Origin of the sequence: Thermoanaerobacterium sp. RBIITD, assembly GCF_900205865.1 — a bacterium.
In the GTDB taxonomy this organism is placed as follows: domain Bacteria; phylum Bacillota; class Thermoanaerobacteria; order Thermoanaerobacterales; family Thermoanaerobacteraceae; genus Thermoanaerobacterium.
The window spans coordinates 1,919,603-1,942,985 of record NZ_LT906662.1; the positions used below are offsets into that span (position 1 = coordinate 1,919,603).

20 protein-coding genes and 2 pseudogenes are annotated in these 23,383 nt (G+C 32.3%); 15 read left to right on the forward strand and 7 right to left on the reverse strand.

Annotated elements, in window-relative coordinates; all coding sequences use genetic code 11:
- Positions 1-3: 3 nt before the first annotated feature.
- Positions 4-1,143: a DUF2275 domain-containing protein gene (locus tag CPG45_RS09235; RefSeq protein ID WP_096231633.1), complete on the reverse strand. Its 1,140-nt coding sequence runs from the start codon at positions 1,141-1,143 to the stop codon at positions 4-6.
- A gap of 3 nt (positions 1,144-1,146) precedes the next feature.
- On the reverse strand, positions 1,147-1,641 hold the full coding sequence (locus CPG45_RS09240) for an RNA polymerase sigma factor SigX (RefSeq protein ID WP_096233553.1): 495 nt from the start codon (positions 1,639-1,641) through the stop codon (positions 1,147-1,149).
- 318 nt (positions 1,642-1,959) lie between these two features.
- Between CPG45_RS09240 and CPG45_RS09245 the strand changes: the two genes are divergently transcribed.
- Together CPG45_RS09245 and CPG45_RS09250 are read left to right on the forward strand one after the other, a co-directional pair.
- Positions 1,960-2,988, forward strand: a complete 1,029-nt coding sequence (locus CPG45_RS09245) for a PPC domain-containing protein (RefSeq protein WP_096231634.1) — start codon at positions 1,960-1,962, stop codon at positions 2,986-2,988.
- Between the two features lie 161 nt (positions 2,989-3,149).
- A complete protein-coding gene (locus tag CPG45_RS09250; RefSeq protein WP_096231635.1) occupies positions 3,150-3,878 on the forward strand; it encodes a hypothetical protein in 729 nt (242 codons plus the stop codon).
- 138 nt (positions 3,879-4,016) lie between these two features.
- On the opposite strand, the gene CPG45_RS09255 is transcribed toward CPG45_RS09250, so the two are convergent.
- Together CPG45_RS09255 and CPG45_RS09260 are read right to left on the reverse strand one after the other, a co-directional pair.
- Positions 4,017-5,384, reverse strand: a complete 1,368-nt coding sequence (locus tag CPG45_RS09255) for a PFL family protein (RefSeq protein ID WP_096231636.1) — start codon at positions 5,382-5,384, stop codon at positions 4,017-4,019.
- 76 nt (positions 5,385-5,460) lie between these two features.
- A complete protein-coding gene (locus CPG45_RS09260) occupies positions 5,461-5,739 on the reverse strand; it encodes an ACT domain-containing protein (RefSeq protein WP_096231637.1) in 279 nt (92 codons plus the stop codon).
- Positions 5,740-5,946: 207 nt separating this feature from the next.
- On the opposite strand from CPG45_RS09260, the gene CPG45_RS09265 reads away from it, so the two are divergent.
- Complete coding sequence (locus CPG45_RS09265; RefSeq protein WP_096231638.1) at positions 5,947-6,888, forward strand: DMT family transporter; 942 nt, start codon at positions 5,947-5,949, stop codon at positions 6,886-6,888.
- A 26-nt stretch (positions 6,889-6,914) separates the two neighbouring features.
- On the opposite strand, the gene CPG45_RS09270 is transcribed toward CPG45_RS09265, so the two are convergent.
- Positions 6,915-7,220, reverse strand: coding sequence for a hypothetical protein (locus CPG45_RS09270; protein WP_096231639.1), 306 nt, complete (start codon positions 7,218-7,220; stop codon positions 6,915-6,917).
- A gap of 212 nt (positions 7,221-7,432) precedes the next feature.
- Here CPG45_RS09270 and CPG45_RS09275 point away from each other — a divergent pair, with 212 nt between their 5' ends.
- The 5 genes from CPG45_RS09275 to CPG45_RS09295 all read left to right on the forward strand — a co-directional run bounded on the left by CPG45_RS09275 (position 7,433) and on the right by CPG45_RS09295 (position 12,158).
- Entirely contained in the window at positions 7,433-8,062 is a 630-nt protein-coding gene (locus tag CPG45_RS09275) for a methyltransferase domain-containing protein (protein ID WP_096231640.1), read from the forward strand.
- A gap of 183 nt (positions 8,063-8,245) precedes the next feature.
- The gene (locus CPG45_RS09280) at positions 8,246-9,604 is read left to right on the forward strand and encodes a radical SAM/SPASM domain-containing protein (protein WP_096231641.1); all 1,359 of its coding nucleotides are present in this window, start codon (positions 8,246-8,248) and stop codon (positions 9,602-9,604) included.
- Positions 9,605-9,686: 82 nt separating this feature from the next.
- Entirely contained in the window at positions 9,687-10,955 is a 1,269-nt protein-coding gene (trxB, locus tag CPG45_RS09285; protein ID WP_096231642.1) for a thioredoxin-disulfide reductase, read from the forward strand.
- Between the two features lie 91 nt (positions 10,956-11,046).
- The gene (locus CPG45_RS09290; RefSeq protein WP_096231643.1) at positions 11,047-11,769 is read left to right on the forward strand and encodes a DUF5714 domain-containing protein; all 723 of its coding nucleotides are present in this window, start codon (positions 11,047-11,049) and stop codon (positions 11,767-11,769) included.
- A 5-nt stretch (positions 11,770-11,774) separates the two neighbouring features.
- The gene (locus CPG45_RS09295; RefSeq protein WP_096231644.1) at positions 11,775-12,158 is read left to right on the forward strand and encodes a DUF302 domain-containing protein; all 384 of its coding nucleotides are present in this window, start codon (positions 11,775-11,777) and stop codon (positions 12,156-12,158) included.
- 433 nt (positions 12,159-12,591) lie between these two features.
- On the opposite strand, the pseudogene CPG45_RS09300 reads toward CPG45_RS09295, so the two are convergent.
- A pseudogene (locus tag CPG45_RS09300) lies at positions 12,592-14,264 on the reverse strand (IS1634 family transposase).
- A 493-nt stretch (positions 14,265-14,757) separates the two neighbouring features.
- Between CPG45_RS09300 and CPG45_RS09305 the strand changes: the two are divergent.
- From CPG45_RS09305 to CPG45_RS09315, 3 genes are all read left to right on the forward strand, one after another.
- Positions 14,758-15,534: a MurR/RpiR family transcriptional regulator gene (locus CPG45_RS09305; RefSeq protein ID WP_255405172.1), complete on the forward strand. Its 777-nt coding sequence runs from the start codon at positions 14,758-14,760 to the stop codon at positions 15,532-15,534.
- A 137-nt stretch (positions 15,535-15,671) separates the two neighbouring features.
- The gene (locus CPG45_RS09310; protein WP_096231646.1) at positions 15,672-16,874 is read left to right on the forward strand and encodes an aconitase X catalytic domain-containing protein; all 1,203 of its coding nucleotides are present in this window, start codon (positions 15,672-15,674) and stop codon (positions 16,872-16,874) included.
- Positions 16,874-17,296 (forward strand): aconitase X swivel domain-containing protein, encoded by a 423-nt coding sequence (locus tag CPG45_RS09315; RefSeq protein ID WP_096231647.1) that lies wholly within the window; start codon positions 16,874-16,876, stop codon positions 17,294-17,296. Before CPG45_RS09310 ends, CPG45_RS09315 begins: the two co-directional genes overlap by 1 nt.
- Before the next feature lie 163 nt (positions 17,297-17,459).
- Here CPG45_RS09315 and CPG45_RS18495 read toward each other — a convergent pair.
- Positions 17,460-18,657 (reverse strand): annotated as a pseudogene (locus CPG45_RS18495) (IS110 family RNA-guided transposase).
- A 475-nt stretch (positions 18,658-19,132) separates the two neighbouring features.
- Between CPG45_RS18495 and CPG45_RS09325 the strand changes: the two are divergent.
- The 4 genes from CPG45_RS09325 (at position 19,133) to CPG45_RS09340 (ending at position 23,366) form a co-directional block, all read left to right on the forward strand.
- Positions 19,133-19,960, forward strand: coding sequence for an ABC transporter permease (locus CPG45_RS09325; RefSeq protein ID WP_197702790.1), 828 nt, complete (start codon positions 19,133-19,135; stop codon positions 19,958-19,960).
- Positions 19,961-20,503: 543 nt separating this feature from the next.
- Complete coding sequence (locus tag CPG45_RS09330; protein ID WP_096231648.1) at positions 20,504-21,292, forward strand: ABC transporter ATP-binding protein; 789 nt, start codon at positions 20,504-20,506, stop codon at positions 21,290-21,292.
- A 30-nt stretch (positions 21,293-21,322) separates the two neighbouring features.
- Positions 21,323-22,291: a C-terminal binding protein gene (locus tag CPG45_RS09335; RefSeq protein WP_096231649.1), complete on the forward strand. Its 969-nt coding sequence runs from the start codon at positions 21,323-21,325 to the stop codon at positions 22,289-22,291.
- Between the two features lie 61 nt (positions 22,292-22,352).
- Positions 22,353-23,366, forward strand: coding sequence for an ABC transporter substrate-binding protein (locus CPG45_RS09340; protein ID WP_096231650.1), 1,014 nt, complete (start codon positions 22,353-22,355; stop codon positions 23,364-23,366).
- Positions 23,367-23,383 lie beyond the last annotated feature (17 nt).

The following is a 23,383-nucleotide window of genomic DNA, read 5'->3' on the forward strand; positions in this document are numbered from 1 at the left end:
TCATCACCTCATTGATTCTGCTATTTTTATAAGCTCGTCTGGTGAAATATTGTTTCCACTGAACAAATATATTACACCATTATTATTTAACGCAAGATTTGAATATACTTCTAAAATATCGGAACCTTGGAATTTTTTTGATATTACAATTCCTTTACTGCCGTTTATAGTAACGTCTTTTATATCATCTGTATCTGACACAGGAAATGGTATTGTGGTTTTCCAGTCTTTTATGCTGGCTATTTGATTTCGAATGTCGTCTGGAATGAATGGCATGTTGATGACGGCATCTCTGACTTTTTCAATATCGACACCTTCAGGTACGATTATTTCAGGGGTTTTCATTATATCAAGTCCGTAGCTTATATTTTTTGGAGAATCTGATTCATTTTTATCTGTAGAAGATATATGCACACTATTGCCTAAAATTATTTTAAATGTCTTTTCATTTAAGTTCTCTGGCAGCAGCTTATTTCCTCCAAATGTCTTTATTAGATTATTTATCTTATCTACATTTAATTTAAATTCAACAGTTTGACCTTTTTCCACATAAATGCTGTCTCTTATTTTGAAGCTGTCCACATCTTGAGGGATTTTAAAATTGTAGCCAACATAAGATTTTATTTCATTTAAATTGTCTTTATTAAATTCCTTAGAATTATCACCACCAATTACTTTTATATCACCGTATTGTTTTAAGTCGATATCCTTATTTCCAGTCTGATAAAATTTATTTTTGATATTTTGTATATCATCAGGTGTTATTGTGACAGTTTTAAAGTTGTTGAGTCTAAATAGGCTCAATATCTCTGCTTCTACTTTTTGTATAGGTGGCAATGCTATAGATGCTGTGATTACAGCTACCGCAGCGGCTGCTGCCACATACTTTTTGTATTTTTTAAACATATAGAATACACCTCTTTCTTCTTTATTGATCTTTTTATTCAGATTTTGCCATGCTTCATTGAGATCGATAGAACTTGTTTTTAAGGCTTTATCTAAAAAGCTATTTAAATTTTTAAGCTCATTAAGCTTACTTGAACACTTTTTGCACGTATCAAGATGCTTTTTTATCTGTTCTTTTAGTGAATCATCTATTTCACCGTCTAAGTATGATTGCAGTGTCCCTTCATCGAAGCACATGTGCTACACCCCCTTTTCATAAAGCTCTTTAAATTTTTTGTGTGCTCTTGCTATTGTTGTTCCGACAGATGATTTTTTTATTCCAAGCGATATGGAAATTTCCTCGTAATTGTATCCTGAGTGTTTCAGCACGAGACAAAGCATATCTCGTCTATCCATTTTAGACAAAACTTTTCTAACTTTGTCTATCTCTATTTTTTCAATTGCTATGTCCTCAGGTGATATAAAATCGCCATTAAACTGAGATACTTTTAATTCCCTTGATTTAAGGTTTTTTTCTGAGCGGATGAAGTTTAGTGCTTGATTAATAGCCACTTTCGATAACCAGCCTCCTATATTTTCATCATTGTGGGGAGGGTTTTTAATCAATTTGATGAAGACTTCCTGCGCAATGTCTTGTGCTTTATCTTCATCGTTTATAATAAGAGCTATTTGTCGATAGATCTTACTGTAGTATTTTTCAAAGATATCTTTGAATGAATCTGGTATTTTGAACACCTCCCACATGAGACTTACATAATATAAACACATCTGAACCGTATTTTGTGACATAAAAAATTAGTACTTTTGGACAGTTGACAAATTTATGTAATAGTCTATTATAATTATTAAGAGAATTACCGGTAAGCTCTCGGGCATCAAAAGTAAAGCCTAACAATGCATTAAAGATTTAAGAAAACCTTCAAAATACAATGATTATAATACTTGCAATTTGATTTTCAAAATGTGTTTTTGCGCGATAAGTATAGAGCTTTATAGTCTAAATGCGTGTACCATAAAATTTTGGATGTCAATAAAAATTTAGGAGGTTTTTTTATGAAGCATTTTTTTATAAAACTATTAGCGGTTATTTGTACTATAGTGCTTATAATTAGCTCGAATTTATCAGCGTTTGCGAGCGAAAATAAAACACAAAATGTGGAGCAATTGCCTACATCAATGTTAAACTTTGATACGGATACTACTGCTAAATTTAAATTTGAATTATCAGAAGTAAGTGACAATGCTCAGCTTTCAAAAGGTGTAAACATTGAGACTATAAAGAAAGGACTTCAAATTGCGGTAAACTCTAAAAATGAAATGAATAGTGTTGTGTCTCAAGCTTTAACAGATCCGTATGAACCAAACAATAATTCTGACAGTGCTAAATCCATTTCATATAACCAGTATATACTTGCAAATATTGATACCGTAGGCGATGAGGACTGGTATAAGATATATTTGAATGCTAGTTCTGATCCTAATCAAATAGTTGCATTTTTACTTAAAGATATTCCTGCTGGCTGTGATTATGATTTATATGTATTCGATCCTAATTTCAATTATGCAGCGTCACAAAATTCTGGTAATAGCGATGAAAGGATATATATACAGGTACAAACAACAGGAACATGGTATGTTGTCGTAGTACCTTATAGTGGATACGATGACAATGCGAATTATAAACTTTTTGTAGGAGATGCATGGCAGAACGGGACAACAGGATGGAGGTCAACAAATATGACATTTAATTTTACATCTAGTAATGTAGGTACAATTTTACCATATCAGATATTTGATTTAAGCAATGACACAAGTATCCCAGACACAGCCGTAGTACAGTATATACAGATCGATAGTACTGGTGTTGGAAGTTGGTCAGGACAGCATAAATACATTTATTCACCACAGACACGAGTTCGATATGAAACTTATCCAGGATTGGATTATGTTCTAAATATTCCTGAAAATACTTTATCTGTAAAACAACAATGGGGTATTTCAACTGGAATAGAACATCTTTTTACTCCAACCGCAAAATGGACTCCGAATATTTATTTCGCGTATAAATATATTATTCAATGACAGTGTAGGTATTTACGCTAATGTGCCGATATATAAAATGCGGTGTAAATCGTACTAAAATATAAAAAATCAAATGAAAACAAAATATATTTGTGTAAGATGAGGATATGTTGTTTAAATAATAGGGTATATCCCCTTTAAAAAATATGGAGGTGAATGTTTTGAGAGTAGAAGCTTATAATACGTATGCATCAATAATTTACCAAGGCAATAAAGTTAACAAAAGAATGCCTAACTTTGCGCCACAAGACAGTTTATATGCAGAGAGTCTAAACGACGAATCTAAACAGCTTAAAAATGTATATTACGACGTGAGTGAATTTAACCCTTTGAATTTTTTAGGTACAACATACACAAATTCAAAAGCTATTGAATCAGCACAAGTTCAAGAAAATTCTATTAACTTAACACCCGGAACCACAGTAAGCCTTGGTGAATATTCTGGGCAGGATGTTGTATTGCATGTTGGTGATAGTTCTATTAGCATGTTTTGGGGTTCAAATCCGATAGGCAGTGATTATAGCAAAAGAATCACGGATTATATAAATCAGATGATAAATTATGCTGTTGATAAATACGGATTCCCTGACATGTCAAAATTAACGAAAGAACAAGTCGCTCAACTTTGGAAAGTTGAAAAGAATCAACAAAATGTTATATATAAATTAGGGGGACCAGAAGAATATGATTATTTAACCAAAATAGGCGGTGCAGTAGACTGCTTAATACGTGTAGCGAATGGCCAAATGCCAATGGCTTCGTTAAGTCATGACGTGTATGAAAAAATCAAAACAGGTTTGGATAAAATGGGGATAGATACTTCAAGACCATTTTATGTTAATGGACAGAAATTTGTATTTTCAGATGACGGAGTTTTGAGATATGCTTAACATATACTTTGTAGGAAAAGCCTGACGGATGCCGTTGGGCTTTTTTTATCACTACAAACACTATCCCCTACCCAAACATATAATGTATTGTACTTCTATTTGTAATATGTTCTTTTTAAATTTGCCTATATTATATCATTAATTGTTTAAGCTGTGAAGTGGTGCAGGGATTCTTCCGCCTCTTTCTATGAAATCTTTCGGTGAGAAGCTGTTTACTTTCATAACAGGTGCATGGCCTAAAAGACCGCCAAATTCTACGTGGTCACCTTCTTTTTTGCCGGGAGCTGGAATGATTCTTACAGCAGTCGTCTTCTTGTTTATCATGCCTATTGCCATTTCGTCGGCTATTATGGCTGATATGGTCTCGTAAGGTGTGTCTCCCGGAATTGCGATCATGTCAAGGCCTACAGAGCATACACATGTCATGGCTTCTAGTTTTTCTAGTGATAAGGCACCCGCTTCAACAGCGTCTATCATTCCAGCGTCTTCACTTACAGGTATGAATGCACCGCTTAAGCCTCCAACGTATGATGATGCCATGACACCGCCTTTTTTTACAGCGTCGTTTAAAAGGGCTAGTGCTGCTGTAGTTCCATGTGAACCGCATTTTGAAAGCCCCATTGACTCAAGTATGTTTGCTATGCTGTCACCTATTTCTGGAGTCGGAGCCAAAGATAAGTCAAGTATTCCAAATGATGTACCTAGTCGCTCTGCAGCAAGACGTCCTATGAGTTCACCAGCACGCGTTATTTTGAAAGATGTCTTCTTGATTGTTTCAGATATTTGACCGAAATCTGATTTTTTGTCAAGCTTTGATAATGCCGCGAGAACTACACCTGGTCCGCTAACACCGACATTTATGACACATTCTCCTTCGCCGACGCCGTGAAATGCTCCTGCCATAAAGGGGTTATCTTCAGGTGCATTGCAGAACACAACGAGCTTGGCAGCACCTATACCGTCATTTTCTTTTGTAAGCTCTGCTGTGTCTTTTATTATTTTTCCCATTAAAGCTACTGCATCCATGTTTATGCCTGCTTTAGTCGTCGCAAGGTTTACAGATGAACACACTCTTTCAGTTGATGAAAGTGCTTTTGGTATCGAATTAATAAGATTTATATCACCATTTGTAAAGCCCTTGTGTACAAGTGCTGAATAGCCTCCAATGAAATTTACACCAACAGCTTTAGCAGCAAAATCAAGCGATGCTGCTACTTTAACAAAATCATCGGTTGATTTAAGACTTTCTGCCACAATTGCTATAGGTGTAACAGATATACGCTTATTAACAATAGGGATACCGAACTCGGATTCAAGGTCTTCCGCTACTTTAACTAAATTTTCTGCTCTTTTTGTCACTTTATCATAAATTTTTCTTGATATGGTATTGGCGTCATTGCCCGTACAATCTCTCAAACTAATTCCCATCGTTATTGTCCTTATATCGAGCTTTTCTGATTGAACCATTCGGATGGTTTCTTTTATTTCGTCAAATGCAAATCCCAAATTATATCATCCCTTTCAAAACACGTCATATGTATTGCATTGTGTTAAGAATTCGATTTATCAAATCCTTTTTACATCAAAGTCTATGCATAGCTCTAAAGATATCTTCTTTCTGGATATCGATCTTAACTCCCATCTCTTCGCCGAGCTTATTAAGATTCTGTTTTAGAATACCAAATTCTTTTGTTGACTTTCTTAAATCAACTATCATTATCATAGTAAAAATATCCTTCAAAATTGTCTGGCTAATATCGAGGATATTTACATTGCTTTCTGCTAATAATTTCGAAACAGAATAGATTATTCCAACTCTGTCAACGCCAATAACGGATATTATAGCCTTTTGTACATCCATGTAGAAACACTCCCTTCATATTTGTACATAGTATACTATATGATGAACATGTATGCAATACATAAAACTATGATTTTAATAATGAGTGTAATATAATTAATAATGGTGTCTTAGTAAAACAAAAGACTTTTTTCATTCTATAATTTTGTTATTTATTTTATACATAATAAAAAAAGAAAAATAAAAGAGATAAGAATTGGAGGTTAAATGATGAGGCTTAAAAATTACATTCCGTATTTATCAGCTATTACGACATCAACAATATTTGGATTTTCTTTTATGTTTACATCTATCGGGCTTCAAATTGTAAAACCGATGGACTTAATTGCATACAGATTTTTAGCGGCTGCTATTGTAATGACTGTTTTATGGGCGATGAGGCTTATTAAATTAGATTACAAAGGAAAAAATTTGACATCTGTAGTATTGCTGTCACTATGCGAGCCGGTAATTTATTTTATATTTGAGACATATGGCATAAAAAACACTACATCATCACAATCGGGATTAATGATAGCATTGATACCTGTTGTTGTGACAATATTTGCTGCAATTTTTCTGAAAGAACGACCGTCTATTTATCAGGTATTATTTATTATTTTATCTGTTTTAGGTGTTGCTATTATTGTTTTATTGAATGGTATGGAAGGTGGCAATTCAAAATTAATTGGATTTGTATATTTATTGGGTGCGGTTTTATCAGCAGGGTTTTACAGCATATTGTCGAGAAAATCCTCAAAAAACTTTACACCAATTGAGATAACCTTTGTCATGATGTGGTTCGGTGCAATATCTTTCAATGTAATTGATATTGCGGAAAGAATTGTAAATAACAGTATTGATCATTATTTTATTGATATAGCTAATTACAATGTATATATTCCAGTATTATACCTTGGTGTAGCATCATCAGTTATTGCATACATATTAAATAATTTTGCTCTATCAAAGCTTCCGGCAAGTCAGGCAACGGTTTTTGCAAATCTTACAACGGTTATATCTGTTATCGCAGGAGTCTTTATAAGGCATGAAAGCTTCTACTGGTTTCACATACTTGGCGGCATAATGATACTAATCGGTGTATGGGGTACAAACTATTACAGTAAAAAAGTTGAGACAGGGATGAATTATTCTTTCAGTTTCAAATGAATAGCTATTCCTGTCCAACATTTATACTAATCCTGGATTACGTTGGTAGCCCCACATTGTTCCATTGTCTCTCTAATTTTAGATAGTTCTTTTTTGGGAGCTTCTAATGTTACTAAAATGCCTGATTCTGCATCATCAAGATAAAAATCAGTATATGGCTTCCTTTCGCCGAAGCCTTCTCTTTCTGATTTAAGGTCTATTGTGTTGTCAACCATGAAGTCCATATCTTTTACTGCTATAATCATATCTTTTCTATCAAAGCCCATTTTTTTAAGCGTATCAACTAGTGCACTAGCTTGGTCTTGCCTTGGCAAAACAGCAGTGATCTTCATAAAAACACCTCCATTAGTAATATCCCACATTTAAATGTTTATTATAAATAAGATTCAAGCCAAATTTTTCATGTGTTATAAATGTTAAAAAAGATTTTTAATATTTACATTAAATAATTTATGTGGTATACTTTTTGTAAAAGTACCACCCCTCCATATGGGGGTTGTAATGCTTAAAATTGAAATAAAGAAATTTACAAGGCGGTGACTCAATGAATATAAAAGAAAACATCATAAGTAGATATGAGAAATTAGCAAATGATGAAGATAATTTAAGTTGTGGCGGTAAAAATATCACACTTGCCGAATTAAAAGAAGGTGAGAATGTCCTTGACCTTGGCTGTGGAAGAGGGAACGACGTTTTAAATGCTGCACAAATAATTGGTGAAAATGGCGTTGCAGTAGGGCTTGATTTGACAAAAAAGATGATAGATGAAGCAGAAAAAAGTAGAATGAATCACAATATAAAAAATGCTGAATTTATCGTAGGTGATGTTGAAAACATACCACTTCCTGATGACAAATTTGATGCAGTCATAAGTGACTGTGTTATAAATCATGCAAAAGATAAAGAAAAAGTGTATAGAGAAATACATAGGGTATTAAAAGATGGTGGTAGATTTATCGTATCTGATGTTGTATCAATTGATAAACTTCCGGATGAAATAATAAATGATCCAAATGCATGGGCAGATTGCTTCGGTGGTGCGATACCTGAGGAAGATTATATTAAGGCGATCAAAAATGCCGGATTTAGAGAAGTTCAATATTTAAAAAGGCGCGAATATAAAAAAGAAGGCTATCTTGTTGCAAGTATAACAATAAAAGGCATCAAAAAATAAAATTATTTTTGCTAATTAAAGGAGGTGATATGAATGAAGGCAATTACAAATAAAGCAGAAAACTGCTGTACGCAAAAGAATACTGTTGCACAGTGCTGCTCAAAATCTTCAAAGCTTGTAGTTGGCTGCCATGATTGAAAGATGCGGTAGATTATCTACCGCATAAATTAAGGAGTGATTTTATTGTACTTTAGTAAGTATAACATGATTTTGCCTTTTAGTGAAGAGCTAAAAAGTTACATTTTATTAAATTTATTATCGGGTAGCTTTGATATTGCTTCAAAAGATGAAATAGATAAATTAAATAAAATAAAATCAGGAAGCAATATTAAAGACATTGATTTTTTAGATTATGTAATTGATAGAGGATATATATACGAAGACAAAAAATACGAAGATTTAAGGCTAAATGAAGCATATGAAGAATTTAAAAACATCATGGAAGAATCTCCTACACAGGTTTTGCTTGTTCCGACATACGGTTGCAATTTTTCTTGTATTTACTGCTATGAAAGGGGTATACCTGGTAAAAAGGATTTAATAACTATTGATGCTGTTGATGCCTTTTTTGATGATATAAATGAAAGGCTTGGGAGAGAGAAAGTAAAACCGTATATTACTTTATTCGGCGGCGAACCATTTATAGATACAAAAGAACAAAAAGAAATAATATCTTATATTATCAATAAAAGCAGTGAATTAGGATATGAAATTGCTGCGGTCACAAATGGATACAATCTATTAGAATATATGGATATTCTAAAAAAAGCAAATATAAAGGAAATACAAGTAACTCTTGATGGACCACCAGGCATTCATAATAAAAGAAGAAGGTTATTAGGTGGTGGAGATAGCTTTGAAAAAATATTAAAAGGGATGGATAGTCTTATAAAAAATAATATACCAGTAAATTTAAGGGTTGTTGTTGATAAGGACAATTATGAATATTTACCAGAACTTGCGGTTATTCTTGACAAAAAAGGTTATCTCGATTTACCTTCTGATAAATTTAAAACGCAGGTAGGCAGAAATTATGAATTATTTGAATGTTCTCTAAATCATCAAAGCCTTATGACACAAGTAGAACAGTGGGCTACATTTGTTAGGTTATCTGAAAAATATCCCATATTAAAGAAATTTCATAAACCAGAATTTAAAGGGATAAGAAATGCAGTAATTTCAGGTACGATGTATACTCCGACATTTGATACATGTCCTGCGGGTAAAAAAGAATGGCTTTATGATTTATATGGTGATATTTATGGTTGTACTGCTAGCTGTGGAAGAAAGGATTACAGGCTCGGTACGTTTTATCCTGAAAGAGAGATTTTTGACGATAAGTTAAGTTTGTGGAAAGAAAGAAATATACTAAATATTCCACAGTGTAAGGAATGCCCGGTAAGCCTTGTATGTGGTGGTGGGTGTGGCGTTGTTGCGAATGAGAAGAATGGAAGTGTATTGTCAACAGACTGTAGAGATATTGAAAAACTATATAAATTGGGAATTGAATATTACAAAGATGATTTATTATCGGTAATTTAGCTCTGCAGATATGAATAGAAAATTTTTTATAAATCTTTCAAATATGTTCTTATAATGATTTGAAAATTAGGAGGTTATAATTATGGTAAGAGAGATTAATGCCAATGACTTCGATGAAGTTGTATTAAAATCAAAAAGGCCGATCGTTGTAGATTTCTATTCGACAGATTGTCCACCATGTGCTCAACTGAAGCCTATATTTCATAGATTAGCCGAAGCATATGGTGAATACATGGATTTTATTGAAATATATAGGCAAGGGAATAAAGATTTCGCATTAAGCCTTGGTGTTAAAGGAAGCCCAACATTGGTATTTTTTAAAGATGGTAAAGAAACTGGGAAAAGATTAAACGGCTATATATCAAAACCCGATTTACGCAAAGCAATTGAGAGTATAATAGGTTTCTCACTTCTTGATAAAGAACCCGAAAAGGTTGAGTGTGATGTTCTTATAATGGGTGGTGGTCCTGCAGGTTTAACAGCAGCACTTTATTCAGCAAGAGCAAATCTCAATACTATAGTTTTAGAAGAGGGTATAACAGGAGGACAGACGGCAAATACCTATTTTATAGAGAATTATCCAGGGACAGACGGGCAAATAGAAGGGAAAAAATTGACAGATAATATGAGAAAGCAAGCAGAAAGCTTTGGTGCGAAGATAGATGATTTGAAAGAAGTATTTGAGATAAATCTTACGGATAGCGAGAAATACGTAAGGACAGAAGATAAGATATATTATTCAAAGGCAGTTATCGTTGCTATGGGAGCACAGCCGAGAAAGCTTCCTGCAGAAGGTGAAGTTGAATTTAGAGGTAAAGGCATCCACTACTGTGCTATATGTGATGGTGCAATGTATGAAGGTAAACATGTGGCAGTAATTGGTGGAGGAAACTCTGCAATCCAGGAAGCATTGTACCTTGCAAAGATTGCTGATAAAATTACAGTAATACACGAATTTGATAATCTTCAAGCATCAAACATATTACAAGATAAAGCTTTTTCTAATCCTAAAATAAATTTTATCTGGGAATCACATGTCATAAAGGCCAATGGTGATGGAATGTTAAAGTCCCTAACATATAAAAATCTCAAGACTGGAGTTCTGAATGATGTTTCAGTTGATGGTGCATTTGTATATATTGGTCTTACACCTAAAACAGATTTGTTTAAAGGTGTACTAAATTTAAATAAATATAGTTATATAAAGACCGATGATGACCTTATGACAAATGTAAAAGGCGTTTTTGCTGCTGGTGATATTAGAGATAAAAAAATAAGGCAAGTAGTAACAGCTGCAGGTGATGGTGCTGTAGCAGCGATAAATGCAGAAAGGTATATATCAGAATTATAAGTTAAAAGCGGGTATGTAATATAATTTTCTAAAACGTTGGATGGAAAACCGCCACTAATCAATTTCTATATTTGTATGAAGGGAGATAATTATGGAGTGCTGCGAGAAAAAATATATGGAAAACTGCATGGTATGCGGAAAGCCGCTTATTTATTTAGAAAAGCCGGTTTTGAAAAAATGCGAGTACTGTGGTATAGAAGAATTAACTCGTGCCCACTGTATGGATGGGCATTACGTCTGCGACAGTTGTCACGCAAAGGACGGCATTGAAGTAATAAAAGAATATTGTCTTAATACAAAATCAAGAGATCCTATGGAAATAGTTGAAAATATAATGGCTGATAGTAGGATACCAATGCATGGACCAGAACACCATGCATTGGTGCCAGCTGCAATTGTTACTGCATATAAAAATTTAACAGGAAAGGCATCTGACGATGATATAATTGAAACAATTAATAGAGGTAAAGAAGTACCTGGTGGTGTGTGCGGATATTACGGTGCATGTGGTGCAGGCGTAGGTGTTGGCGTTGCTATTAGTGTTATTTATAAAGCTACACCTTATACACCTTTAAAACGCTCGAAAGCCCATTTAGCGGTAGCAAATGCGCTTAAAAGAATTGGAGAAGCTGGTGGTGCTAGGTGCTGTAAAAAATGTACAAGAATTTCCATAGAGGAGGCCGTAAAATTTTTTGAAATGGAATTTGACATTAGATTTCCAAAGGGTTTCAAAAGGGAGAATAAGTGTAATTATTCTAAGATAAACCGGGAATGCTATATAGGGTGTAAATACAGGAATAAGAAAGGAATGTGATTATTATGGAATTGGGTATAACAAAAAAGGTAGATTATTCATTTGAGGAGACCATAACTAAGGTTAAAGAGGCTTTAAAAGCTGTTGGATTCGGTGTTCTTACTGAAATTAATCTTAAAGAGACTATTAAGAAAAAGATTAATAAAGACTTTAAAAATTACGTAATTCTCGGTGCCTGCAATCCAAATCATGCATATGAAGTACTATCAAAAGAACCTATTGTAGGACTTATGCTACCATGTAATGTAATTGTATATGAAGATAATGGCAAAACAGTTGTATCGGCAATAAATCCTGAGGAGGTAATAGGCATGATAGACAATGACGAGTTAAAAGATGTCGCTAATGTTGTAACAGAAAAATTAAAAAAAGCCATAGAGACGCTTTAAAATGTACTTGAGGTGATATATATGGCAAAAAATATAGAGATGGATGTAAAATCTGCTATAGAAATTCTCAGTAAAGGTAATGAATTAGCTCTAGGTAAAAATTATTAATGTCAATAGTCTGTAAAAATGTTACCTAAAAAAGAACAAATTTATTTAGTAAAAATGTCATCTCTACGGTATGCTTTATATTTTAGTTGTAGCATTAGGAACTATGATAACAAAATAAGAATTGAAACTAGGAATTTTTTCATATGTTGCTATGGCAAGGTTGGTTAGTGATATAAAATTAAAGGTATTTTAAAAAAGGGCATAGGAAATTAAGCCTTGATAAATACCCTGACTTTTGCAGCAAAAAGAGATAAAAAAAGCCTTAAACCTCTTTAAAATAAAGGGTTTCGGGCTTTTTAAATTTGTCCCAAAGATGTAGTGAAAATTAACTTTTTTTCGTTTCTCCTAAAATTTTTTTAATCTCTCCAAGTGTCATAAACTTTTTACTAAAATCAATGTTTAACTCTTTTCCGATATCTTCAAGTACATCATTATAAAAATCAAAAAGATAATAGTTCTCCTTAACATGACTACAAGATGCTTTACTTAAGCTTTCAAGCATTTCTGTTACTGAATATTTGCCCTTCGATCTGTGTTCCAGTATCCTTACAATTACAAGAGCTATAAAACATGTCAGAAAATGAGCATCAATATGCTCCTTCAACGATAAATAAACTGGCCTACTCTCAAAATCACTTTTTGTTACCTTGAAGGACTCTTCTATCTTCCAAAGTCCACGGTACATCTCAATGATTTTCTCAGGTACCTCTTTGTATTCACTTGTAACAATAGCATAATAACCGTCGAATTTTTCTTCTTCACGTAATTTTTCTTCGTCAAAAGTCAAGCTTTGATGTACGTTCTCAGATATTTCACCTGTATCAGCATCAAATGTAAGGTTTTTCACATATTTGGCTGTACCATAAGATATAGATTTATTATACTTTCCAGGATTTTTAATCAGGTCCATTGCTTTAGCTAGTACAGCAGCACGATCTTGCTTGGCCTTTGCTGCATATTCAGGACTATAGAAAATAACCTGTTTTTCATGTACTACCTTTTTTATCTTTTTACCATTCGTTGCAGTCACTTGAATTTCCCTAGGATAAAGTCTTGATTTAATTTTAAAACCATTACCTTTGTTAATATATCCATTTTCATCAAGAACATAATCCTGAAAATCTTTATCTGCACCACGAACAGAATAACTTAATACATATCCATTTTTAGCAGATAAAATATGCCAAATGTTATCTCCAGTAGTTAATCCTTTGTCTGCTACAATAATTATTCTACCTAAAGAATATTCTCGTTGGATCCTGCTTAAAGCTGGAATCAAAGTAGTTTTATCAGGCGCATTACCAGGAAAAAGCTTATATGTAATAGGCATACCATTTGTGTCCATGAATAAGCCCATCTGTACAATTGGATCTGGACGGTGTTCTTTTGAAACTCCCTTTTTACGCAGATCATCCTGTTCATCTATTTCAAAGTAATAATTTGTGACATCATAGTAAACCAAATCTGTATTTCGATTATACTGGTTTTTAATATGCTCATGTAACCAAAGCTGAAGAGAATCACTGTGTTTGTTAAACAGAGTAAGACACCTATATATATCATCCAAAGAGAAATCAAATTTTTCAAAGAATATATCTCTGTTTTCATAAGTCTTTTTCTTTGAAGCGGGATAAAGCAAGAGTGAGAATACCAGAAGTTTCATAATAGCATTTGCATCATATTCTTCTTTTGAGTGCCGTTGTCTGTTTCTGAGGAATTTATCTATTTCAAGTTCATGATAAATTTTATCAAAGCTGCATAGCCAAAATTCTTGCGAGCGTTGTAATTAGAATTCATAGATTCATTTAAGGCAATTTGGAGATTAACAGGAAGCTTCTTGTCATTATTCTTTTCATTCATTTTTCGAACTTCTTCAGTAAAAAATGCAATTGGGTCATCATATTCTTTTTCAAGTTCATCCAGATAACCAATAGAGCGAACCGTGGCTGTGCGAGATTGCTTTGTTTGCTTATCATAATAACTGTTAACAATTGACAAATAGGTTCTTCCTGTTTTATGGTTTGTACTTTTTTTAGATACAAAATTAAATACCTCTACAGTCTTGTGATATCAAAGAATTACTCTTTTATTATACCACAATCCTCTAGAAAACGACATTAAAATTTGACAAAATTTTAAAATAAAAATACCCGAAATCATTAGTAGAATAAATGGTTTCGGATTACATTACATAAAAATTTGCTGCAAAATTGGGGATATGACATTATCACAGAATAATTACACAATTTATATTTTTCTATTGACAAATAATATTTTAGTGATATAATTAAGAATAAGAACATTCAAAATATATTACATAAAGAATGGATTCATTAATTGCTAGATTTTAAATTACTTTAGCTTAAATATTATTTAATAGTATTTAAAGGAGGTAACCAAAGTTATAAAAGTAAAATCAAATATTAATAGTATTGAAGAGTTTGAGAAGAATTTATTTTTAGTTTCAGAAAAATCGCCTATTTTTAAAAAAATCGCACATTATTTTAAAGAAAATTATAAACATGTAACATTTATGACTGCAAGTGAGGTAGCAAAAGATTTAAATATTAGCCAAGCTAGTATTTCTAGGTTTTGTACTTTATTAGGCTACCATGGTTATAGTGATTTTTTGCGACATTTGAAAGAATATGTTAGACAAGAAATTACAACACCAGAAAGGTTGAAATATATAAATAATGACGAGGGTATAATAGATATAATTAATAGTGAAAAGACTAATGCTGACGAGCTAAAATATATAATTAACCAAAAATCATATAAAGAATTAGTTAAAAAAATAATTAATGCTAAAAATTTAGTTCTATTGTCTGCAAGGATGTCTGCAACTCTATTACCCTATATATTTTATATACTAAATAAAATAAGAGGTGGCATTACTTGTGTTACACCGGGAACATCTTTATGGGATAGTATTAATTTACTAAACCCTAAAGAAACCCAAATTATTACAATAATATTTCCAAGGTATCCTAACATATTAATTAATAAATTAGACGAATTGGGTAAAAAGGGCTTTTCTGTTGCAGCTATTACGGATAGAATGTTTTCGCCAGTTATTAATTTTGCAAATCCGATTATAATTGTTCCAATTACAAATATATCAATATTTGATGTTTATAGTACACCAATGTTGTTTTTTAATTTATTACTACGTGATGTTGCAAAGGGAATAAAAGAAATTGATGAAAGATTTAAAGAAATTGATGAGTATGAACAAAAAAACAATATTTATTTTACTGAGGATTAGTAAAAATTTCTTAATATTATGTAATTTTTTTAAAAAATAATAATAAAATTATTTATTAAGATAAAGCAAAGATGCTTTTCATTTAAAAATGAAAGGCATCTTTTTTATTTAAAATTATAGTATTGGAGGTTAAATATATGACTCTTACTGATGAAGAGAAAGATATGCTTTATGGTAAATATGGTGAAGGTACTGCGCTAGCAATGAAAATACAAGTGGCTATTGGCGATGCATTAGGTGCTGAAAAAATGGTACCAATTTCTCGTGCACATGTAGCTTTAAGCAATCAGGAAGCCGATTTATGGTTTGCTGAGAAATTAGTAAAGGCTGGGGCAAAGTGTAAAATTTCGCCTACAGTAAATCCCGGGTTTAATTTAGAGTATTTTAAAAATTTAACGGATATTTCTATCGAAGACGAAAAGATGATAAGGCGTACACGACAAGTTTATAAAGATATTGGAGCAACTTTAACATATAATTGCACACCGTATTTAGAAAAGAACATACCAAGATTTGGGGAGATAACAGCATTTTCTGAATCTAGTGCAACACCTTTTATAAATTCAGTATATGGAGCGAGAACGAATAGAGAATCAGCTCAAAGTGCTTTATGTGCTTCTATAACAGGTCGAACACCATTATATGGATTTTTAATTGATAATAATAGGAAAGGTCAGGTTTTGGTTGATGTAAAAGCAAATATTAAGGATGAATTTGATTATCAACTTTTAGGATATTTATTACCCAAAAAGATAGGATTCAAAACACCAGTTTTTGTTGGTTTACCTTCAATTATATCAAATGAATCTTTGATGAATTTAGGAGCTCAACTAAACACTGCTGGAAATATATCAATGTTTCATATTGTTGGAATTACACCAGAAGCAAAAACTTTAGATGATGCTTTTAAAGGTGATAAACCAAAGAAATTTGTAACAGTTACAGATGATGATTTAAGGTCAATACAAGATACTATTTCAGAAAGTGGAGGAAAAATTGATTTTGCTTTATTTGGATGTCCACATTTTACTATTAATCAAGTTGGACAAGTAGCTAGGCAAATAGCAGGAAAAAAGCTAGCTGTTAAATTATGGATCATGACATCCTTCCTGACAAAGGAATTAGCCAAGAGAATGGGTTACCTCCAGATAATAAATGAAGCGGGAGGTGATATTGTGGATGATACTTGCATGGATCAGCCATGTTGGAATTTTTTGTATGGGAAGAGAGGTGTTACAGATTCTCCAAAATGTGCTTATTATACCAAAAGAAGGAATATCACATTTGTTATAAGAAGATTACCAGAATGTGTTGATGCTGCTTTAAAGGGGGAGATATGATGAATATAAAAACATTAAAATTTAAATGCCATAAAATTTCAGAAGGGAAAGCAAAAGGTGAAGTTATTATATCAAAAGATGATTTTTGCTTCTATTTGGTAGAACCAAAAACAGGTATTGTTATTGAAAAAAATCATGATCTTGAAGGTAAGTGTATATCGGGGAAAATACTTGTTTTTCCAAGTGGCAAAGCTAGTTCTGTTGTTCAGGCTGATGGAATGTACCAATTGAGCTTAAATGGAACAGCACCAAAGGCACTCATTATAAAATATCCAGATCCCGTTTTAGTTGCTAGTTCAATTATTATGGAGATGCCAATGGTTGACAAAGTAGATAAAGAATTTTATGAAACTTTGCAAAATGGAGATATTATTGAAGTTGATGCTTACAACGAAATAATATCTTTAACAAAACAAAACTAATAAGAGTTATTTTTAAAGACCAGCTAGTAAAAGTCAATAGGTTTTAGAGAAAAATTTAAACTTTTTACATTGCAAAAAGGGCATAACAAACAAACTCAATTAAGAGCCGAACTTTGAAAACTTAATAGAGCTTAATCGTTATTTCCAGGCATAATGCAAAACTTTAAGCAGCTTTATGAATGTTCTGATATTGTAATTTGTGTTCATCAGGCGTCTTTATTACAAAAGGCTTATTGTCTCTTAGAACAGCAAATACAATGTCTGAAATCTTGTGCATAATTGCTCCAAGAGCCACCTTTTTAGGTTTAGATTCTTTCTTTTTCTGATAATAATCATATTTTGGACATTTTATTGTCAGTACCTTTAAAATGCACAGATTCATTGAGAAGGATCTACACCAAAATATGCAAAAAGCTGCTTGGGTTTGCTAAATGCTGAAAAATCGCCTATTTCACACATAAGAGTAACCGCTGAAAGAAAGCCTACACCAGGTATAGAATCAAGATAATAAATTTGCTGCACAAATTTCTCAGACTTATTTTTATCCACAAATGCTTTGATTTCAGATAATATCAGGTTAATCTTTTTATCAAATTCTTCAATAAGATAGACATTGATTTTAAGTACATCATATACAGAAGATAAATTATACCTGAAATTTAAGGCATTTTTAGCAGCTTTAAATAGTTTATCATACTTAGCTTTAGCGTAGTTTAAGCCTTTTCTTGATGATAATGAGATAAGCTTAATAATTTCATCAGGTTGGGCATTTATAACATCTTCTGGCGTTGGGAATCTCTTTAACACAGCAACAGCCGTAACACCAGTAATATCAGAAAAAACCTTGCAAAAGCCAGGAAAAACAATATGCAATTGAGCTTTAAGCTTATTCACATAAGAACTACGATTATCGACAAGGCTATAGTACTCTCGCATAAACATCTAAGATATAAAATTAACTCAGCGGGCATAACAGAAACTTTGGTGTCAGGCGAATAACCAATAGCAGCAATACGTTTTGCATCAAATCTATCATTTTTTACTTTTCTTATGCCAATATTTTTGTTAGAATTAGTAATAAGAGGATTAATAACAAAAACCTCAAATCCTAATTCTTTTAGGTGGCAGAAGAGTGGGAAATGGTAGATTCCCGTAGACTCCAGAAATATCTTAGATTTCATGGAGAATTGCTCTTCTGCCTTTTTAATTGTCAGAACAGCATTCTTCATGGAATCAGAATTATCGTGTTCAACTTTAAATGGCTTTTTAAACTCCTTTCCATCAGGCGTCAAGATGCAAAACCAGCTAAAATCAGCTGCAACATCAATACCAACACTAATATAATTAGGCAAAAAATTCATTAAGCAACAACTCCTTTAAGTAAAAGTGAATAAGAGTATCCATTCTATTTAGTGAGTAAACAACCCAGCATGTGACGTAGGTATCCCGGAAAGCCGGTCCCAACCAGCCGAAACATTAATCCTCACTAAATGGAATAAAACTAGCTCAGCCACAGGTATAGACCATCCAGATGGTTTCCCAGGAGGTGATACATCTATCCTCTATTCAGAGAAGATTGTACACAAAGTTAAAGCTTAAGTCTATACCGGCTTAAAGGATATCCCAAATTATTTATTTAAAAACAACTTAAATGACTTTTAAGATGTGACATATAAAGTAATTTAAGGGAAGATATGCATAATATGGGAGTTAAGTATTAGAATAAATCCGAACATAGAAAAGCTATATTAAATTATTGTTCGATGTATTAACTCCCGATTTGATGTAAATCATGTAACTTTGTTACAAATATATTATACTAGGAGGTATAAGGGAATGTATAGTGATGATATAAAAGCCGAACCAATTACATTTATGATGAAATTAGGCAAAGCTTTTAATCCTAAAGCTGCATTAAAACAACGAAATTATTTTATAATAGGATGTAGCAGTTTCGTTATATTCTTTATATTATGGTCTATTTTATCGTATAGTGGTTTAGTTCCCAAAATCTTTTTGCCGACTCCTACGGAAACAATTCAAGCTGCTATAAGACTTTTCACAGAATTTAATTTCATACATGATATAGGAATTACAATTTTTCGTGTATTGATGGGTTTTTTAATATCGGCTTTAATAGCAATTCCATTAGGGATATTAATTGGTACTTACAAACCTATAGAGGCATTTTTAGAGCCATTAATGTCATTTGTACGTTACTTACCGGCATCAGCATTTATCCCTTTATTTATATTGTGGATTGGTGTTAATGAAGTACAAAAGATAGCAATAATTTTTATTGGGAGCTTTCCACAATTAGTTTTAATGATTTCAACTACTATTAGAAATGTAAGAGAGGATTTATTAGATGTGGCATATACACTTGGGACTTCGCAATCTTCTGTGCTATGGAGGATAATATTACCTTCCAGTTTACCTGCAATTATTGATTCACTGAGATTAATATTAGGATGGGCATGGACATATATAATCGTTGCGGAATTAGTTGGTGCTTCTTCTGGTATAGGTTATGTTATTATTAATGCTCAGAGGATGCTTCGTACATCAGAAATTTTTGTTGGAATTGTAGTAATTGGGTTAATTGGACTTTTATTTGATTATTTTTTTAAATATCTTTACAATAGGCTATTTCCATGGATCTAATGTTAGATATAAAGACCAGCTAGTAAAAGTCAATAGGTTTTAGAGAAAAATTTAAACTTCTTACTTTGCAAAAAAGGGCATAACAAACAAACTCAATTAAGAGCCGAACTTACTACGAAAATGGGATAATTCCTTGCATGTGACGCGGGTATCCCGGAAAGCCGCTCCCAACCAGCCGAAACATTAATCCTCACTAAATGGAATAAAACTAGCTCAGCCACAGGTATAGACCATCCAGATGGTTTCCCAGGAGGTGATACATCTATCCTCTATTCAGAGAAGATTGTACACAAAGTTAAAGCTTAAGTCTATACCGGCTTAAAGGATATCCCAAATTATTTATTTAAAAACAACTTAAATGACTTTTAAGATGTGACATATAAAGTAATTTAAGGGAAGATATGCATAACATGGAAGTTGAGTATTGGAATAAATCCGAACATAGAAAAGCTATATTAAATTATTGTTCGATGTATTAACTCCCGATTTGATGTAAATCATGTAACTTTGTTACAAATATATTATACTAGGAGATGAATATTAATGGACAATAACAGCGGATATTTGGAAGTTTATAATATTAAAAAGACATTTAATACACATATGAAATCCTTAGAAGCATTAGAACAAATAAATTTTACAGTAAAAGAAAAAGAAATTATTTCAATTCTTGGCCCATCAGGATGTGGAAAATCTACATTATTAAGAATTATTGGAGGCCTTATTGAGCCTTCCACAGGTTATATCAAATTAGACGGTAAAAAAATAAAAGGACCAGGAATTGACAGAGGTATGGTTTTCCAATCATATACATTATTTCCATGGTTGACTGTTGAAAAAAATATAGAGTATGGACTTAGAGAAAGAGGTATAAATCCTAATGAACGAAAAAAAATAGCACATGAATTTATCAATGCTGTAGGATTAAAAGGGTTCGAAAATGTTTTTCCCAAATCTCTTTCTGGAGGGATGAAGCAAAGGGTAGCTATTGCGAGAGCTTTAGCTAACGATCCAAAAATAATTCTTCTGGATGAACCCTTTGGCGCACTAGATATGCAAACTCGTAGCTTAATGCAGGAATTATTATTAAATCTCTGGCAAAAATCACAAAAAACGATAATTTTAGTTACACATGATGTAGATGAAGCAATTTTTATGGCAGACAGGGTATTTGTTATGACTTCTCGTCCTGGTCAAATAAAAGAAGTTATTGATATAAATTTAGATAGACCAAGAAATTATCAGGTAAAAACATCAACAAGCTTTTTAAAATATAAAAAAATTGCAGTAGATCTAATAAGAGAAGAAAGTATAAGGAGCATGAAATATTAAAATTAATAATATAAACTTGGAGTTGATAATGTGAAGCCATTAATATGGATAATTGATGAAGAATGGTCTAATTACGATATCGAAGAGAATTTATTAAGGCAAAACTTTCCCGACTGTATGATTAAACACTCAAAAAACAATTATCATAAAGATTTAAATGAATTTGGACAATATGCAGATGCCATTTTGTGTCAGATATATGTAAATATAACAAATGAAACAATAGAAGCTTTAAAAAACTGTAAAGTTATCTCAATATATGGAGGAGGATATGATAGAGTTGACATAAATGCCGCAAAATCTAAAGATATAAAAGTTACTTTTGTTCCCGGTTATTGTGTTGAGGATGTCTCGGATTACGTGATTGCGTGTATTTATTACTTTAACAAACAATTGAATAATACGGCATTCAATAGTTTGGAGAAAGGACAATGGGGTGCTCAAGCAATAACTCATTTAAATAGACGGATAAAAAATTCTACCCTTTTTATAATTGGATTTGGAAGAATTGGACGATTAGTAGCGAAAAAAGCTAATTCCTTAGACTTAAATGTTATAGTTTATGATCCATATGTTAGTAATAATATAATAAAGGAATATAATGTAAAAAGGGTCGATTTAGAAGTAGGACTTAAGAATGCAGATTATATTAGCATTAATACAAGATATTATGAGGAAACAAAAGCTTTAATTTCAATGAAAGAATTTAAGTTGATGAAAAATACAGCTATTATAATAAACACTTCGAGAGGAGGTGTCATCGTACAAGATGATTTAATTCAAGCGGTTGAAAATGGGACAATTGCTGGTGCAGCATTAGACGTTGTAGAAAACGAGCCACCTAAAATTGGAGAGGGGATATTTAAATGTAAAAATATTCTTGTAACGCCTCATATATCGTATTTATCTAAGGAATCTATTGAAGAATTAAAAATAAGAGCTGTCAATAATGTTGTTAAAGCTTTAAAAGGCGAACAAATTGAAGATTTAGTAAAATAGTTCAAAAGATTAAAATCTATTGCTAATAAAAATTATTTATTTAAGAAAGGGTGAATAAAAAATGAAAAAAAGTATAATAGTGATATCTATTCTTCTAATAATATCCCTCCTTTTAACTTCATGTAATAGCAGTAAAAGTACGGCTTCAAATCAAGGAGATAAAAATAAAGATATAGTTGTAAAAATAGGTGTTTCTTCATGGGTAGGTTTCGCACCACTTTATGTTGCTAGTGAAAAAGGTATTTTCAAAAAAGATGGTGTTAATGTCAAATTGGAAACTATACAAAGTGCTACGGACAGAAGAACTGCTATGGCTGCAAATAAAATTCAAGGGTTTGTTACTACCGTTGATACACATGTTATGACGGCCGCTGCAGGAATTCCAGTAGAACAAGTATTAGCTTTGGATACTTCTTTCGGAGGAGATGGTGTAGTTGCAAAAAAAAGTATTAAAACATTTGCCGATTTAAAAGGCAAATCTGTTGCTATAGATATGAGTGGAGGTGCCAGTTATTTCTGGTTTTTATACTTATTAGATAAAAACGGAATGAAGTTAAAAGATGTTAAAGCAATTAATATGAGTGCTGGTGATGCAGGATCGGCATTCGTTTCTGGGAAAGTAGACGCGGCAGTCACATGGCAACCATGGCTTACAAAAGCAGAACAAACAGATTTTGGTCATGTATTGATATCAAGTAAGGAGACTCCTGGTCTCATCGTTGATTCACTTGGTTTTCGTAAAGATTTTATTAAAAATCACCCAGACCTGGTACAAAATATTGTTAATGGTTGGTTTGATGCATTAGATTTTATTAAAAATCATCCAAAAGAAGGTAATCAGATAATGGCTAAAGCTATGAATCAATCTGTTAAGGATTTCGAGAATACATTACCGGACGTAGAATTTTATGATAAAAAGAAAAATGAAGAATATTTTGGTACGAAAGAAAATCCTGGATTAATACGTAAAGTTACATCAAAAGCAATAGATTTCTGGTATAAAGAAAAACTAATAAACAATAGACCAGAAACTGAAGCATTAATTAATGACAGTTTTGTTAACAGTAAAAAGTAAAAAAGGAGAGGATAAAA

Coding starts and splice junctions, on each gene's coding strand:
- CPG45_RS09235 (WP_096231633.1), bottom strand. CDS start 1,143: ATGTGCTTCGATGAAGGGACACTGCAATCATACTTAGACGGTGAAATA.
- CPG45_RS09245 (WP_096231634.1), top strand. CDS start 1,960: ATGAAGCATTTTTTTATAAAACTATTAGCGGTTATTTGTACTATAGTG.
- CPG45_RS09260 (WP_096231637.1), bottom strand. CDS start 5,739: ATGGATGTACAAAAGGCTATAATATCCGTTATTGGCGTTGACAGAGTT.
- CPG45_RS09265 (WP_096231638.1), top strand. CDS start 5,947: ATGATGAGGCTTAAAAATTACATTCCGTATTTATCAGCTATTACGACA.
- CPG45_RS09270 (WP_096231639.1), bottom strand. CDS start 7,220: ATGAAGATCACTGCTGTTTTGCCAAGGCAAGACCAAGCTAGTGCACTA.
- CPG45_RS09275 (WP_096231640.1), top strand. CDS start 7,433: ATGAATATAAAAGAAAACATCATAAGTAGATATGAGAAATTAGCAAAT.
- trxB (WP_096231642.1), top strand. CDS start 9,687: ATGGTAAGAGAGATTAATGCCAATGACTTCGATGAAGTTGTATTAAAA.
- CPG45_RS09290 (WP_096231643.1), top strand. CDS start 11,047: ATGGAGTGCTGCGAGAAAAAATATATGGAAAACTGCATGGTATGCGGA.
- CPG45_RS09295 (WP_096231644.1), top strand. CDS start 11,775: ATGGAATTGGGTATAACAAAAAAGGTAGATTATTCATTTGAGGAGACC.
- CPG45_RS09310 (WP_096231646.1), top strand. CDS start 15,672: ATGACTCTTACTGATGAAGAGAAAGATATGCTTTATGGTAAATATGGT.
- CPG45_RS09315 (WP_096231647.1), top strand. CDS start 16,874: ATGAATATAAAAACATTAAAATTTAAATGCCATAAAATTTCAGAAGGG.
- CPG45_RS09325 (WP_197702790.1), top strand. CDS start 19,133: ATGTATAGTGATGATATAAAAGCCGAACCAATTACATTTATGATGAAA.
- CPG45_RS09330 (WP_096231648.1), top strand. CDS start 20,504: ATGGACAATAACAGCGGATATTTGGAAGTTTATAATATTAAAAAGACA.
- CPG45_RS09340 (WP_096231650.1), top strand. CDS start 22,353: ATGAAAAAAAGTATAATAGTGATATCTATTCTTCTAATAATATCCCTC.